General features: G+C 63.0%; 12 protein-coding genes. 5 read left to right on the top strand and 7 right to left on the bottom strand.

Features of this window, described 5'->3' with window-relative positions; genetic code table 11:
• Positions 1–18 precede the first annotated feature (18 nt).
• Positions 19–1,380, bottom strand: coding sequence for a Na+/H+ antiporter NhaA (gene nhaA, locus QN085_RS19495; RefSeq protein ID WP_285687972.1), 1,362 nt, complete (start codon positions 1,378–1,380; stop codon positions 19–21).
• Between the two features lie 161 nt (positions 1,381–1,541).
• A complete protein-coding gene (locus tag QN085_RS19490; RefSeq protein ID WP_023660685.1) occupies positions 1,542–2,996 on the bottom strand; it encodes a TrkH family potassium uptake protein in 1,455 nt (484 codons plus the stop codon).
• A 220-nt stretch (positions 2,997–3,216) separates the two neighbouring features.
• Between QN085_RS19490 and QN085_RS19485 the strand changes: the two genes are divergently transcribed.
• On the top strand, positions 3,217–3,408 hold the full coding sequence (locus QN085_RS19485; RefSeq protein WP_003254720.1) for a YhfL family protein: 192 nt from the start codon (positions 3,217–3,219) through the stop codon (positions 3,406–3,408).
• Between the two features lie 152 nt (positions 3,409–3,560).
• Here QN085_RS19485 and QN085_RS19480 read toward each other — a convergent pair whose 3' ends face one another.
• Entirely contained in the window at positions 3,561–4,613 is a 1,053-nt protein-coding gene (locus QN085_RS19480; protein WP_013973788.1) for a proline racemase family protein, read from the bottom strand.
• A gap of 405 nt (positions 4,614–5,018) precedes the next feature.
• On the opposite strand from QN085_RS19480, the gene mqo reads away from it, so the two are divergent.
• From mqo to QN085_RS19465, 3 genes are all read left to right on the top strand, one after another.
• On the top strand, positions 5,019–6,656 hold the full coding sequence (mqo, locus tag QN085_RS19475) for a malate dehydrogenase (quinone) (protein ID WP_013973787.1): 1,638 nt from the start codon (positions 5,019–5,021) through the stop codon (positions 6,654–6,656).
• A gap of 260 nt (positions 6,657–6,916) precedes the next feature.
• On the top strand, positions 6,917–7,561 hold the full coding sequence (locus QN085_RS19470) for a hypothetical protein (RefSeq protein WP_013973786.1): 645 nt from the start codon (positions 6,917–6,919) through the stop codon (positions 7,559–7,561).
• A complete protein-coding gene (locus tag QN085_RS19465; protein WP_013973785.1) occupies positions 7,561–8,178 on the top strand; it encodes a helix-turn-helix transcriptional regulator in 618 nt (205 codons plus the stop codon). Before QN085_RS19470 ends, QN085_RS19465 begins: the two co-directional genes overlap by 1 nt.
• A gap of 119 nt (positions 8,179–8,297) precedes the next feature.
• Here the strand turns inward: QN085_RS19465 and QN085_RS19460 are convergent, their stop codons facing one another.
• Positions 8,298–8,633: an ArsR/SmtB family transcription factor gene (locus tag QN085_RS19460; protein ID WP_003259528.1), complete on the bottom strand. Its 336-nt coding sequence runs from the start codon at positions 8,631–8,633 to the stop codon at positions 8,298–8,300.
• Positions 8,634–8,683: 50 nt separating this feature from the next.
• On the opposite strand from QN085_RS19460, the gene xenA reads away from it, so the two are divergent.
• Positions 8,684–9,775: a xenobiotic reductase XenA gene (gene xenA / locus QN085_RS19455; RefSeq protein WP_024087583.1), complete on the top strand. Its 1,092-nt coding sequence runs from the start codon at positions 8,684–8,686 to the stop codon at positions 9,773–9,775.
• 124 nt (positions 9,776–9,899) lie between these two features.
• Here xenA and QN085_RS19450 read toward each other — a convergent pair whose 3' ends face one another.
• From QN085_RS19450 to QN085_RS19440, 3 genes are all read right to left on the bottom strand, one after another.
• Entirely contained in the window at positions 9,900–11,147 is a 1,248-nt protein-coding gene (locus QN085_RS19450) for an FAD-dependent oxidoreductase (RefSeq protein ID WP_013973782.1), read from the bottom strand.
• Positions 11,148–11,149: 2 nt separating this feature from the next.
• Positions 11,150–12,727 (bottom strand): aldehyde dehydrogenase (NADP(+)), encoded by a 1,578-nt coding sequence (locus tag QN085_RS19445; RefSeq protein WP_041505652.1) that lies wholly within the window; start codon positions 12,725–12,727, stop codon positions 11,150–11,152.
• A gap of 157 nt (positions 12,728–12,884) precedes the next feature.
• On the bottom strand, positions 12,885–13,832 hold the full coding sequence (locus tag QN085_RS19440) for a dihydrodipicolinate synthase family protein (protein WP_013973780.1): 948 nt from the start codon (positions 13,830–13,832) through the stop codon (positions 12,885–12,887).
• Positions 13,833–13,877 lie beyond the last annotated feature (45 nt).

Here is a 13,877-nt window from a genome sequence, read left to right as displayed (position 1 = left end):
GGTCACCAGTCAGGTTTTCTAGGTCATCGAACTTGCTTTGGTCATGGCAGATGCTTTACGGATGCTGTATGCACCCCAGGCCAGGCCAAGCAATGCTGCAATCACCGATGCCGAAAGCACGCCAAGTTTCGCCGCCCCCAGCGCGCCAGGATCGACGAAGGCGAGATTGGCAATGAAGATCGACATGGTGAAACCGATGCCGGCCAGCAGCCCGACCAAGGTGATGCTGCGCCAGCTCACCTCGGCGGGAAGCGCGCACCAGCCCAAGCGGACCATCAGCCAACTGACGCTGACGATGCCCAAGGGTTTGCCAACTACCAGAGCGACAGCGACGGCGATCATCACCCACTGCGGGGCCTCGGCTGACAAATCGACACCCGAAAGATTTACCCCGGCATTGGCCAAGGCAAACACCGGCATGATGCCGAAGGCTACCCAAGGGTGCAGGGTGCCTTGCATGCGCACCACTGGTGGCACCAGTTCGCGCTGGGCCAGGCGCAGGCGCTTCAACGGGTCCATGAGGTCGCTGGCATCGCGCTCGGGCGCCCTGGCGCGCCCCAGCAGCTCTCCGGTGAATCGGCTGATTGCATCCAGTGGTCGCTCGCGCATCGGCATTGCGACCACTGGCGTCATCAGGCCCAGCACAACGCCTGCAAGGGTGGGGTGGGCTCCGGTCAACAAGATGCCCAGCCAGGTGACAAAGCCGGGAATGATATACGCGTAGGCCGAACCCACTCCGATCTTCTGCAGCCCGATCACCATCAGCAGGCCGATCAGCGCAACCCCGAAACCGCTGTAATCGAGGCCGCCCGAATAGAAGAACGCGATGATCAGCACCGCGATGATGTCATCGATGATGGCCAGGGCCAGCAGAAACACGCGGACGTTGGACGGGATCGACTTGCCGAGCAGCGCCAGGACACCTACCGCAAAGGCGATATCCGTAGCCGTCGGTACGGCCCAGCCTTGTTGTTCCGCCGCAGCGTGACCAAAACCCAAATAGAAGAGCGCGGGTACGGCTACACCGCCAATGGCGGCCGCCATGGGCAGCATGGCCTGCCGAAGGCTGGACAGTGCGCCCTCGTGGATCTCGCGACGGATCTCCATGCCCACGACAAGGAAGAAGATGGTCATCAAGCCATCATTGATCCAGAAATGCAGCGACTGTGAATAGATCAGCGAACCCACGCCGATCGTCAACGGTGTGTGCCAAAGGGCGTCGTAGCTTTCGGCAGCCGGGGAGTTGGCCCAGATCAGCGCAGCAATAGCTGCAACCAGTAGAACGATGCCGCTAACCGCTTCAATGTGCAGAAAGCGTTCAAGGGTGGCGAAGGCACGCTCGGCCAATTCCTGGGCGCGAGACAATTCCTTTTTTTGCATAGGCGCAAGTACTCCCGCATGGCGGCCCGACCTGCGCTGTTCTTTAACCTGCCCCACTGCACCGTGCAGCTGGCACCCGTGCAGTAGTCTACCGAACAACCGCTACTCACGGCTATGACGTGACCGTGAATGAGCGTGAAGATGGGCGGGTAACCTCTGGCCTAGAATCGCCAGAAAGCTGGAGAGACGAGTACCAGTACGGTCAGGATTTCGAGCCGTCCAAGCAGCATGCCGACAGTCAGCAGCCATTTGGCAGCGTCCGATAACGAGGCGAAATTACCTGCAGGACCGATAAGCGTTCCCAGCCCCGGGCCGACGTTGCACACGGCGGTAGCGGCCCCGCTCAATGCCGTTGTCCAGTCGAGCCCTAGCAGCGAGAGGCCAAGGGCGATGACCGCGATGGTGACTGAGAAGAAGAATGAAAACGTCAGCAGTGAGCGCACGATCTCTTCATCGATCGGGTGCCCATTGTATTTCTTCGAGATCGTTGCCCTTGGATGGATCAACTGTTTCAGGCTGCTGACAAGCAAGGCCGCGGCCACCTGGAAACGGAATATCTTCAGGCCTCCAGCGGTAGACCCCGAGCAGCCACCGACGAACGTCAGGTAAAAGAACAGCATGATGGCGAAGCTGCCCCAGAGCGTGTAGTCGCCCACGGCAATACCCGTGGTGGTCACCACGGAGGTGACGTTGACCGCCACGATACGGAACGCATCCCACCATGACAGATCGCTGTGCAAGCAGAGCCAGGTTCCGACCGTGAGCCAGATGAAGACGAGAAAGCCAATGAAACCGCGGACTTGATGGTCATCGAACAGGATGCGCCGATGGCCACGCAGCGTGGCCACATACAGGGTGAAGGGGAGGCTGCCGAGGATCATGATGACAACGGCTACCCAATGCACCGCAGGCTGCCCCCAGTGGCCCAGCGAGGCATCGGAGGTAGAGAAACCACCGGTTGAAATCAGTGCCATCGAATGATTGATTGCTTCGAACGGGGTCATGCCGGCAGCCCACAACGCCCATGTTCCCAAGACTGTCAGGCCCACATAGATGATCAGGATCATCTTGGCCGCAACATGCGAGCGGGGTGTCACTTTGTCTGACCAATCCGAAGATTCGGTCTGGAACAGACGCATGCCACCTACGCGCAGCAGGGGCAGGATCGCGACAGCCATGCCGATAAAGCCGATGCCTCCCAGCCAGTGCAGCAAAGACCGCCAGATAAGCAACCCGGGCGATGCATTGTCCAGCCCGGTCAGTACCGTCGAGCCGGTGGTGGTGATCCCTGACATGGTTTCGAAGAACGCGTCCGTGTAACTGATGTGCCGGATGAACACCATCGGCAAGGCCGCAAATGCGCAAACGATGACCCAGCTTGCCGTTGTGAGCAGGTACATGTCCCTGGCGCGCAGTTGCGGTGCGCCGGGAGCGCCTCGGGCCACCATGACCAGGCCTGCGCAGAGGACGATAAGGCTTGACCAGACGAAAGCGCCGAGATCATCGCTGCGGTCGTACAGCAGCAGTGTCAGCATCGGGATTACCATGCTGACGGCCAAGGTGATCAGGAATACACCAATAATGAAGGCTATGAAGCGCAACGCTGGAAGCGGCATTAGTTGAGCTCGTGCGGACAATGCCGGCAGTATTGCCTGCCGTACAGCAATGTCGAGTAAAAAAGCCGTAATGTCTTAGGACAGTTCATACAGAGCCACTCGATTGTTGCACAGGTGCAACTAGCCAGTGCACCTTGCGGCTTGGATCCGATGCCTGGGTTCTGTATCATCCCGGCGCCATCAGACGATGGCCGAAGATGATTCATTTAAAGGACTTAGTATGAAAAAGCTGTTCAAGGCTACTGTAGCCGTTGCTGTCGTTTCGGGTGTTGCCCTGCTGTCGGGTTGCACTGGTCAGGTTTACAACCAGCCAAAAAACTGCACCTACGACTACCTGTTCCACCCTTCGGTTTCCATCTCCAAGATCATCGGTGGCTGCGGCCCGATCGATAAACTGCCTCAGCAGCAGTAATCTTGGCGGTACCCTGATCGCGACGCTTGCGGCGTGATCCAAGGCCCCCGGTCATGTACATGGTCGGGGGTTTTTGTTTGTGGGCTCTTCAGATGAAGGTCTTGCCAGAAGGCCCGGCTCGCGGATACCAGTGCATTGAACGCTGCCTGGGCTCAGGCCCAGATATCACCGATGGTAAAGCCTTCGGGGAACGGGTCGTCGTGGTCGAGCACGAAGGTGTTCAGGCCGTAGATCCAGCTTTTGCCGGTGATGGTTGGTACCACGGCCTCGTTGCCGCCGATGCTGGTTTCATTGATCAGGCGGCCGGTGTAGATGTTGCCGAGCAGGCCCTGATGGCGGAAGTCCTGGTGCAATGGCAGCTCGCCCTTGGCGTGCAGGGTGGCCATCTTCGCCGAGGTGCCGGTACCGCACGGGGAGCGGTCCAGCGCCCCGGTCCAGGTGGCCGGGTCGTCCCACGAGAACTCGCCGCAGGTCATGGTCACCGCGTTCTTCCAGTCGGCGTTGGGGTCTTCGCTGGGGCCGGATAGCTGCGAGATGGTAATGCCGATGCCCGGGTAGTCGGGGTGTGCCACCGGCAGTTGCTCGATAGCCGCCTGGCGGATCATCGACGATACCCGGGCGATTTCGGCGCCGTGCTGCGGGATCAGTTGCAGGCCTTTGAACTGGCGCACATCGGCGATCACATAGAACATGCCGCCCCAGCCCACGTCCACGCGCACCTTGCCCAGGTGCGGTACGTCGATTTCGGTATCCAAGTGTGCGGCGAACGCCGGTACGTTCTGGAAGGTGACGGCCTTGACCTTGCCGCCCTCGCATCGGGCCTTGATGCGGATCAGCCCGGCCGGGGCCTCCAGCACCAGCTCGGTGAGCGGCTCCTGCATCGGCAGCATGCCCATCTCCAAAAGCACGGTGGCCACCGAGATGGTATTGCTGCCGGACATCACCGGGTACTCGATCTGCTCCATGATGATGTAGCCGGCGTCGGCCTTGGGGTGGCTTGGCGGGACGATGATGTTGCAGCAGTGCGCCGGATAGCCGCGCGGTTCACGCAGCATCAGCTTGCGCAACTGATCGTCGTTGGTTTCGAGCCATTTCATCTTGGCGTGTACGCTGTCACCGGGGATGTGCGGTACACCGCCTGTGATGACGCGCATGGGGATGCCGGCGTGGGTGTCGACGGCGTGGATGGTTCGTTTGAATGACATATGGGCGGCCCTGTTCTGATCGGATTGAGGCGGGGTCTGGAGCGCAGGATAAAAGCGGTAGGGCGGGGCTGTAAGTCGAATAATTCCGATCGGGTGACCGGTTTTTTGAATGGCATTTGCGCAGGCCTGTGCCGGCCCTTTCGCGGGCAAGCCCGCTCCCACACGGGCGCACAGGCCTGAGACAACCCGCCACCTTGACTCCCGGGCCGGCAATTTGTTTGTGCTGGCATTTAAGTTACAATCGGAAAAACGATTCAGCCTTGTCGGTCAATTCGACAAAAGGCCGAGTCGTTTTCTGGTTCTCTGGCTGCTGAACAATGATCAACAACAAGCCTGCGCTGCAGAACATGCTTTACCTGGGCCAGCCACAGGCCCGCCCTCTGTTCTCCTGACTGGAATCGATCAATGTTCAAGAAAGCTGGCAAGACCTTGCTGGGTCTGGCTGTCGCTGCAAGCGTCATGCAAGCGCACGCCGCAGAAACCAAGAAAGTAGATGTGCTGCTGGTCGGCGGCGGCATCATGAGCTCGACCCTGGCCGTGTGGCTGCACGAGCTGGAGCCAAGCTGGTCGATGGAAATGGTCGAACGCCTGGATGGCGTGGCCGAAGAAAGCTCCAACGGCTGGAACAACGCCGGTACCGGCCACTCCGCGCTGGCCGAGCTGAACTACACCCCGGAAGACAAGGACGGCAACGTCAACATCGCCAAGGCCATCGAAATCAACGAGGCCTTCCAGATCTCCCGCCAGTTCTGGTCGTGGCAGGTCCGCCAGGGCGTGCTGAAGAACCCGCACTCGTTCATCAACACCACGCCGCACATGAGCTTCGTGTGGGGCGATGACAACATCAAGTTCCTGAAGAAGCGTTACGACGCGCTGCAGGCCAGCCCGCTGTTCCGCCCGATGCAGTACTCCGAGGACCACGCGCAGATCGCCAAGTGGGTCCCGCTGATGATGGAAGGCCGCGACCCGAACCAGAAGCTGGCCGTGACCTGGACGCCAATCGGCACCGACGTCAACTTCGGCGAGATCACCCGCCAGTTCGTCGGCCACCTGAAAACCCAGGAAAACTTCGACCTGAAGCTGTCCAGCGAAGTGCAGGACATCACCCGCAACAAGGACGGCTCGTGGCACGTTGAGTACAAGAACCTGAAGGACGGTAGCGAATCGGCTACCGACGCCAAGTTCCTGTTCATCGGTGCTGGTGGCGGCGCGCTGAAGCTGCTGCAGAAGTCGGGCATTCCTGAAGCCAAGGAGTACGCAGGCTTCCCGGTAGGCGGCTCGTTCCTGGTGACCGAGAACCCGACCGTGGCCATGCAGCACATGGCCAAGGCCTACGGCATCGCCTCCACCGGTGCGCCACCCATGTCGGTTCCGCACCTGGACACCCGCGTGCTGGATGGCAAGCGCGTGATCCTGTTCGGCCCATTCGCCACCTTCTCGACCAAGTTCCTGAAGAACGGCTCGTACCTGGACCTGCTGAGCAGCACCACCACCCACAACGTGTGGCCGATGACCAAGGTCGGCATCGAGCAGTACCCGCTGGTGGAATACCTCGCTGGCCAGCTGATGCTGTCTGACGACGACCGCTTCGAAGCCCTGCGTACCTACTTCCCGAACGCCAAGAAGGAAGACTGGCGCCTGTGGCAGGCCGGCCAGCGCGTGCAGATCATCAAGCGTGATGCCGAGAAGGGCGGCGTGCTGAAGCTGGGCACCGAAGTGGTCGCTTCCGAAGACCGCACCATCGCCGGCCTGCTGGGTGCATCGCCAGGTGCTTCGACTGCGGCCCCGATCATGCTGAACGTGCTGGAAACCGTGTTCAAGGAGAAGGTCGCTACCCCAGAGTGGCAGGCCAAGATCAAGCAGATCGTGCCAAGCTACGGCACCAAGCTGAACGACTCGGCGGCAGCCACCCAGAAAGAGTGGAACTACACCGCTGAAGTGCTGCAGCTGGAGAAACCACCGGTAATCGACGAGAGCGTCGGCACTACGGTTGCACCTAGCCAGCCGGTTGAAAGCAAGCCTGAGAATGACATGGCACTGTAAACGGCCATTGTTGTGACAGAAGCCACGGGGGAGACCTCGTGGCTTTTTTGTTGCCTGTTCCGGCCCTTTCGCGGGTAAACCCGCTCCCACAGGGACCGCGCTGGCCACAGGCTTGGCGCTATCCCTGTGGGAGCGGGTTTACCCGCGAAGAGGCCAGCTCAGGAAACCACTGATCGGAAACCCAGCTCAGCCCCAATAAAAACATATTTTGATGCTTAAATTAATCTTGTCAGTCGATCCCCCTCCAGGAGGGTGCCGTCATGAACATCAAGATTGCCGCCTTACTGCTGCTCGCCCTGTGCGCCCAGCCGGCATGGAGCCAAAGCTACTCCTACTCCAGTGAAACCCCTGCCGCCAAACCTGCCGAATCTGCTGCAATGACCACGCGCATGGCCCTGCGCGACCTGTGGGTCGAGCACATCTTCTGGGTGCGCAACTATGCCGTGGCCAATCAAGCCGGCAATGCCAAGGAGGCCGAAGTCGCTGCCAAGGAAGTGGTCACCGACGCCACCAGGATCGCCAACAGTATTGCCCCGCTGTACGGCCAGCCTGCCGCCGATCAGTTGCTGAAGCTGCTGGCCGGCCACTGGGGCGCCATAAAGCACTACAGCGACGCCACCGTGGCCAAGGACAAAAAAGGCCAGCAAGCCGCGGTCAACGAGCTGACCAGCAATGCCAAGGCCATCGCCGCGTTTCTGGCCAAGGCCAACCCGAACCTGCCCGAGCCGACCCTGCTGACGCTGCTCAGCGCCCACGGCGGGCACCACGTGGCCCAGATCGACCAGTTGGCGGCCGCTGACTACGTAGGCGAGGCGCGCACCTGGGCGATGATGCGCGAGCATATTCTGACCCTGTCCGACGCCCTGGCTGCGGCGTTGGTCAAACAGTTCCCGGACAAATTCTGATGCTCGAAGGCCTGGGCCGTACCCAACAGGACCTGCTCCATGCGTTGCTGCTCCAGCCGGCCGGCATGAGCATCGACGACCTGGCGCAGGCCCTGGCAATCACCCGCACGGCGGTGCGCCAGCACCTGGCAGCGCTGGAGCGCGACGGCCTGGTCAAGCGTGGCGCTACCCGGCCCACCGGGCGCCGCCCGGAGCAGTTGCACGAGCTGACCGAACAGGCCCGCGAATTGTTCCCGCGGCAGTACCCGTTGCTGGCCAACCTGCTGATTGCGGAAGTGGCCGGCTTGCTGGGGCAGGAGGCGTTGCTGGCGCTGATGCGCCAGCTGGGGCGCAAGCTGGCGGCGGACCTGGAGCATCAAGTCGTGGATGAAGCACGCATCGTCGAGCACATGAACAATGCCGGGTACGAGGCGCAGGTGTTCTTCCGCTCGGGGGGCGAGCCGCAGATCGTTGCGCACAATTGCGTGTTCCATCACCTGGCCAAGGCGCACCCGGTGGTGTGCGAGCTGGACCTGGCGCTGATCGGGGCCTTGGGTGGGGCCGAGGTGAGCCATGAGGAGTGCATGCTCAGGGGAGGGCAGGTATGCCGGTTTGCCCTGGGCAAGAAAGAAGATTGATTTTGCCTGTTCTGGCCCTTTCGCGGGTAAACCCGCTCCCACAGAGATCGCACAGGTCTTGAAGACAGTGATTACCCTGTAGGAGCGGGTTTACCCGCGAAGAGGCCGGCACAGGAAAATCACTGCTGCCGCAGAATGCAGTCCAGCAGCCCGGGAAACCGCTCCCCCAGCATCTCGCTACGCAACGAATTCATATGGGTAGTCCCCACATTGCGGGTATGCACCAACCCCGCATCACGCAGCACGCGAAAATGGTGGGACATGCTCGACTTCGGCCGGCCACCGTCCAGCTCGCCGCAGCTGGCTTCGGCCACGCCCGCCAGGTGGCGCACGATACCCAGGCGCACCGGGTCGCTCAGGGCATAGAGCAGGCGTTCCAGGGTGAGGTCTTCAGAATTGGGATGTTGATAGGCTCGCATGGTCGTCATGATAACGGGGCTATCATTAATTGCCATAGTTCGATTATGATCGAACTATCGTAATCAGATAGCCCGGGAGCTTGCCCATGTCCGCTTTGTTCGAACCGTATACCCTCAAGGACGTCACCCTGCGCAACCGCATTGCCATTCCGCCGATGTGCCAGTACATGGCCGAGGACGGCATGATCAACGACTGGCACCACGTGCACCTGGCCGGCCTGGCCCGTGGCGGTGCAGGCCTGTTGGTGGTCGAGGCCACTGCCGTGGCACCGGAAGGGCGCATCACCCCCGGTTGCGCCGGCATCTGGAGCGATGCCCACGCCCAGGCTTTCGTGCCGGTGGTGCAGGCAATCAAGGCCGCCGGTTCCGTGCCGGGTATCCAGATTGCCCACGCCGGGCGCAAGGCCAGCGCCAACCGCCCGTGGGAGGGTGACGACCACATTGCCGCCGACGACGCTCGCGGCTGGGAAACCATTGCCCCGTCCGCCATCGCCTTCGGCGCGCACCTGCCACGAGTGCCGCGCGAGATGACCCTGGACGACATTGCCCGGGTCAAACAGGACTTCGTCGATGCCGCCCGCCGTGCGCGCGATGCCGGTTTCGAGTGGATCGAGTTGCACTTTGCCCATGGTTACCTGGGCCAGAGCTTCTTCTCCGAACACTCCAACAAGCGTACCGACGCTTACGGTGGCAGCTTCGACAACCGCAGCCGCTTCCTGCTGGAAACCCTGGCAGCGGTACGTGAGGTATGGCCAGAGAACCTGCCCCTGACCGCACGTTTTGGTGTGCTGGAGTACGACGGCCGGGATGAGCAGACGCTGGAAGAGTCGATCGAACTGGCGCGCCGTTTCAAGGCTGGCGGCCTCGACCTGCTGAGCGTGAGTGTCGGCTTCACCATTCCCGACACCAATATCCCGTGGGGCCCGGCGTTCATGGGGCCGATTGCCGAGCGCGTGCGTCGTGAGGCGAAGCTGCCGGTAACCTCGGCGTGGGGTTTTGGTACGCCGAAACTGGCGGAAGCAGCGCTGCAAGCCAATCAGCTGGACCTGGTATCGGTAGGGCGTGCGCACCTGGCAGACCCGCACTGGGCTTACTTTGCGGCCAAGGAGTTGGGGGTGGAGAAAGCCTCCTGGACCTTGCCTGCACCGTATGCGCACTGGCTCGAGCGTTATCGCTGAGGCATGAAGGGGGCTGCTTTGCAGCCCATTCGCGGGTAAACCCGCTCCCACAGGATCTCCACTGCCCTCAAGGCCTGCGCGATCCCTGTGGGAGCGGGTTCACCCGCGAAGAGGCCAGCACAGGCTAAAACCGGTCCAACCGGTAAGCCGCCATATCAGCCCCACTCTCCCTGTCAGCCAACCGCCCCACCCATTCCGCTGTCACCGCCGCCTGGGTCAAACCCAGGTGCTGATGCCCGAACGCCAACAAAACCCGCCCATCACATACCCGGTCGATCACCGGTAACGAATCTGGCAATGAAGGCCGGAAGCCCATCCAGGGCGTCGCTCCCTCAACACTCAGGTCCCTCCTGAACAACCCTTTGCTCAACCGGTGCAACTGCCAAGCCCGCTGCATGCTCGGCGGCGCGTCCAGCCCGGCGAACTCCACCGTGCCGGCCAGGCGCAGGCCCTCGGCCATGGGCGTCATGATGAACTTGCGCTCCAGCGATGTGACTGCAAACGGCAAACGCTGATGCTCGCCAGGCAACATCAGGTGGTAGCCGCGCTCGGTGTCCAGCGGCACCTGCTTGCCGGTCAGTGTGGCGGTCAACCGCGCGGAATGCGCACCACAACTGATCAGCACCTGGCGGGCATCGAGCGTGCCCTGATCGCTGGCCAGCCTGACCCCGCCGCTGTGCAGCCGCCCGCCATCGACCTGCGCCTGGACAAAGCGCACGCCACTGGCCTTGGCCGCTTCGAACAATTCGCACACCACCCGGTAGGGGTCGATGAAGTGCCCGGTTCGCGGGAAGAACAGCCCACCCTGCAACGACGGGCTCAGTTGCGGCGCCGCCTCGCGCACGGTGTCGGCCGACCAGAAGTCCACCGCCACCGCCTGCTGTTGCATGCGTGCGCGCAAGGCCTCCAGGGCCTGGCGCGACTCTGGCCGCTCGAATACCAGCAACGAGCCATCTTCCTGAAACAGTTCGCCGCGCCCGATCGAGCCTAGCAGCCGCTGCCAGGCACCCAGGCTGCCTTCGTTCAACGAGCGGATGCCGGCCACGCTGCGCTGGAACGGGCCAGGGCGCAGGTTGAGCAGCAGGCGGGTGAACCACGGCATGGCCTTGGGCAGGTACTTCCAGTCCAGGCGCAACGGGCCCATCGGGTCCAGCAACATGCGCGGCAGGCGTTTGAGAATCGACAGGTCGGCAATCGGGAATACCTGCTCGGTGGCCAGGTGCCCGGCGTTGCCGTAGGACGCGCCTCGACCGGGTGCCTGGCGGTCGACCAGGGTTACCCGGCGGCCTTGGCGGGCCAGTTGCAGGGCACAGGTGACGCCGACTATGCCGGCGCCGACCACGGCGATATCGGTTTCAGCGCTTTCGACCATGCTCAGCCTTCCCGTTTACCGTCGAGCAGGCGCCGAAGCTGCAGCGGGTTGCCGTGTTTCAGTGCCTGCGGCAGCAGGGCATCGGGGAAGTCCTGGTAGCACACCGGGCGCAGGAAGCGCAGGATCGCCGCCGTGCCCACCGAAGTGGTGCGGGCATCGGAGGTGGCCGGGAACGGCCCGCCGTGGACCATCGCGTCGCATACCTCTACACCGGTCGGCCAGCCATTGACCAGGATGCGGCCAGCCTTGCGCTCAAGGGTCGGCAGCAGGGCGCGGGCGCTGTCGATGTCGGCATCGTCCAGTTGCAGGGTGGCGGTCAGTTGGCCTTCCAGATGCTCGGCCACCTGGCGCACTTGCTCATCGTTGGCGCAGGCCACCACCAGCGACGCCGCGCCGAAGACTTCGGCCTGCAACGCCGGGTCGGCGAGGAACGCTTCGGCCTGGGTCACGAACAGCTGCGCCTGGCACTGGTTGGGGCCTTGCCCGGCCTGGCCACTGGCGGCGGCCTGGGCATTGGCGTTTGCGGCCAGGGCGCCGACACCGGCCTGGTAGGCACTGAAAATGCCTGGGGTAAGCATGGTCTGCGCCGCAGCCTGGCGCACGTGTTCGCTGGCGGCGTCGATGAAACGCTGCAACGCCGGCCCTTGACGGGCAATCACCAGGCCGGGGTTGGTGCAGAACTGGCCGGCACCCTGGGTCAGCGAGGCGACGAAGCCTTGTGCCAGTGCCTCGGCGCGGGTCTGCAGGGCGGTGTCGAACAGGAACACCGGGTTGATCGAGCTCATTTCGGCGTACACCGGGATTGGCTCTGGGCGGGCCTGGGCCGCCTGGCACAGCGCAATGCCACCGCTGCGCGAGCCGGTAAAGCCAACGGCCTTGATGCGCGGGTCGCTGACCAGCGCAATGCCCACTTCACGACCGGAACCGTACAACAACGAAAACATTCCGGCCGGCAAGCCGCACTGCTTCACGGCCTTTGCGACTGCCTGGCCGACCAGCTCGCTGGTGCCCGGGTGGGCGCCGTGGGCCTTGACCACCACCGGGCAACCGGCGGCCAGGGCCGAGGCGGTGTCGCCACCGGCTACCGAGAAGGCCAATGGGAAATTGCTGGCGCCGAATACCGCCACCGGCCCCAGGGCCACCTGGCGCTGGCGCAGGTCGGCACGCGGCAGGGGCTGGCGCTCAGGCAGGGCATTGTCGACCCGCACGTCCAGCCATTCGCCAGCCCGCACCACACGTGCGAAGGTACGCAACTGGGTGCAGGTGCGGCCACGTTCGCCCAGGATGCGCGCCTTTGGCAGGCCGCTTTCGGCCACGGCGCGATCGATCAGGGCATCACCCAGCGCTTCGATCTGCGTGGCGATGGTTTCGAGGAATTGTGCCCGTTGCTCGAGCGAGGTTTCTCGGTAGGCATCGAACGCCGCCCAGGCCAGGGCGCAGGCCTGGGCCACGTGTTCGCCGGTGCCGCCGAGGTAGGCCGGTTCCAGTGTCTGGCCGGTGGCCGGGTCGATGCCACGGATGGCTTCGCGGCTGCCGGTTACCGGCGTCTGGCCGATCAGCAGGTTGCCTGTGAGGGTCATGGAGCCTCCTTTGGAATCAATATCAAGAGAGAGCGCGGCCTTTGTAGGAGCGGGTTTACCCGCGAAGCAGGCGACTCGGTGCCTGGCACCGGCTTCGCCGGTGTTCGCGGGTGAACCCGCTCCCACAGGGGCTGCGGCTCGGCCTGGAATCAGGTGATCAGGCCAGGTTCTGCTCAGCCGACCAGCTGGCGTACCAGCTGCGGAACAGCGCGTACTGCTGCTCGGCATAATTGCGCTGGGCGTCGGTCAGCACGTCGGTCTCGTTGAAGTGCAGGCTGTATTCGCTGTCACCGTTCAGCACCATCAGGTGCTTGTAGTAGAGCACCAGGTCGCAGCCTTCATCGAACGACGACAGCACCGCCAGCGCCGCCTCCAGTTCACGCGCCAGGCGGCGGGCCTTGGCATCACCTTTGGCCGCCTGTTTGCTCAGGCTCACCAGGTGCAGCACCTCACGCGGCAGGGCGTTGCCGATGCCGGTGATGGCGCCGGTGGCGTTGCAGTTGACGAAGCCATGTACCACCTGGGTGTCGACGCCGACCATCAGGGTCACGTCGTCATCCTTGGAGGTGATGTGCTCGGCGGCGTAGCGCAGGTCGGCGCCACCGCCGAACTCCTTGAAGCCGATCAGGTTGGGGAACTCGCTGCGCAGTTCGAAGAACAGGTCGGCGCGGGTGGCAAAGCCGTAGTACGGGCTGTTGTAGATAACCGCCGGCAGCTTCGGCGCGGCTGCCAGGATAGCCGAGAAGTGGTGCTTCTGGGCAATCAGCGAGGCACCGCGGCTGAGCACGCGAGGGATGACCATGAGGCCGGCGGCACCAACCTTGGCCGCGTGGGCGGCGTGAGATACTGCTTCACGGGTGTTCACCGCGCCGGTGCCGACGATGGTCGGGATGCCGGCGGCCACCAGGCGCGCCACGCCTTCCTGGCGCTCTGCTTCGGTCAGCAGCGGCCAGTCGCCCATCGAGCCGCAGTACACCACGGCGCTCATGCCGGCCTCGATCAGCTCGCGGCCCTTGCGCACCAGGGCGTCGAAGTCCGGCTTGCGCTCGGCGGTGCAGGGGGTCATCAGGGCGGGCATGGTGCCGGTGAAGATGTTGTTGGTCATTGTTGTCACTCCTCGCGATATTCTTTTTTTTGGAAATAGCCGGGG

Source organism: Pseudomonas sp. M2(2023) (assembly GCF_030263955.1).
Lineage (GTDB): Bacteria > Pseudomonadota > Gammaproteobacteria > Pseudomonadales > Pseudomonadaceae > Aquipseudomonas > Aquipseudomonas asiatica.
Note: the sequence above shows the minus strand (reverse complement) of the source record. Positions and strands in the feature narration are given on the sequence as shown.

Coding starts and splice junctions, on each gene's coding strand:
- QN085_RS19460 (WP_003259528.1), bottom strand. CDS start 8,633: ATGGCAATTAATGATAGCCCCGTTATCATGACGACCATGCGAGCCTAT.
- QN085_RS19470 (WP_013973786.1), top strand. CDS start 6,917: ATGAACATCAAGATTGCCGCCTTACTGCTGCTCGCCCTGTGCGCCCAG.
- QN085_RS19465 (WP_013973785.1), top strand. CDS start 7,561: ATGCTCGAAGGCCTGGGCCGTACCCAACAGGACCTGCTCCATGCGTTG.
- QN085_RS19450 (WP_013973782.1), bottom strand. CDS start 11,147: ATGGTCGAAAGCGCTGAAACCGATATCGCCGTGGTCGGCGCCGGCATA.
- mqo (WP_013973787.1), top strand. CDS start 5,019: ATGTTCAAGAAAGCTGGCAAGACCTTGCTGGGTCTGGCTGTCGCTGCA.
- xenA (WP_024087583.1), top strand. CDS start 8,684: ATGTCCGCTTTGTTCGAACCGTATACCCTCAAGGACGTCACCCTGCGC.
- QN085_RS19445 (WP_041505652.1), bottom strand. CDS start 12,727: ATGACCCTCACAGGCAACCTGCTGATCGGCCAGACGCCGGTAACCGGC.
- QN085_RS19480 (WP_013973788.1), bottom strand. CDS start 4,613: ATGTCATTCAAACGAACCATCCACGCCGTCGACACCCACGCCGGCATC.
- QN085_RS19440 (WP_013973780.1), bottom strand. CDS start 13,832: ATGACCAACAACATCTTCACCGGCACCATGCCCGCCCTGATGACCCCC.
- QN085_RS19490 (WP_023660685.1), bottom strand. CDS start 2,996: ATGCCGCTTCCAGCGTTGCGCTTCATAGCCTTCATTATTGGTGTATTC.
- nhaA (WP_285687972.1), bottom strand. CDS start 1,380: ATGCAAAAAAAGGAATTGTCTCGCGCCCAGGAATTGGCCGAGCGTGCC.
- QN085_RS19485 (WP_003254720.1), top strand. CDS start 3,217: ATGAAAAAGCTGTTCAAGGCTACTGTAGCCGTTGCTGTCGTTTCGGGT.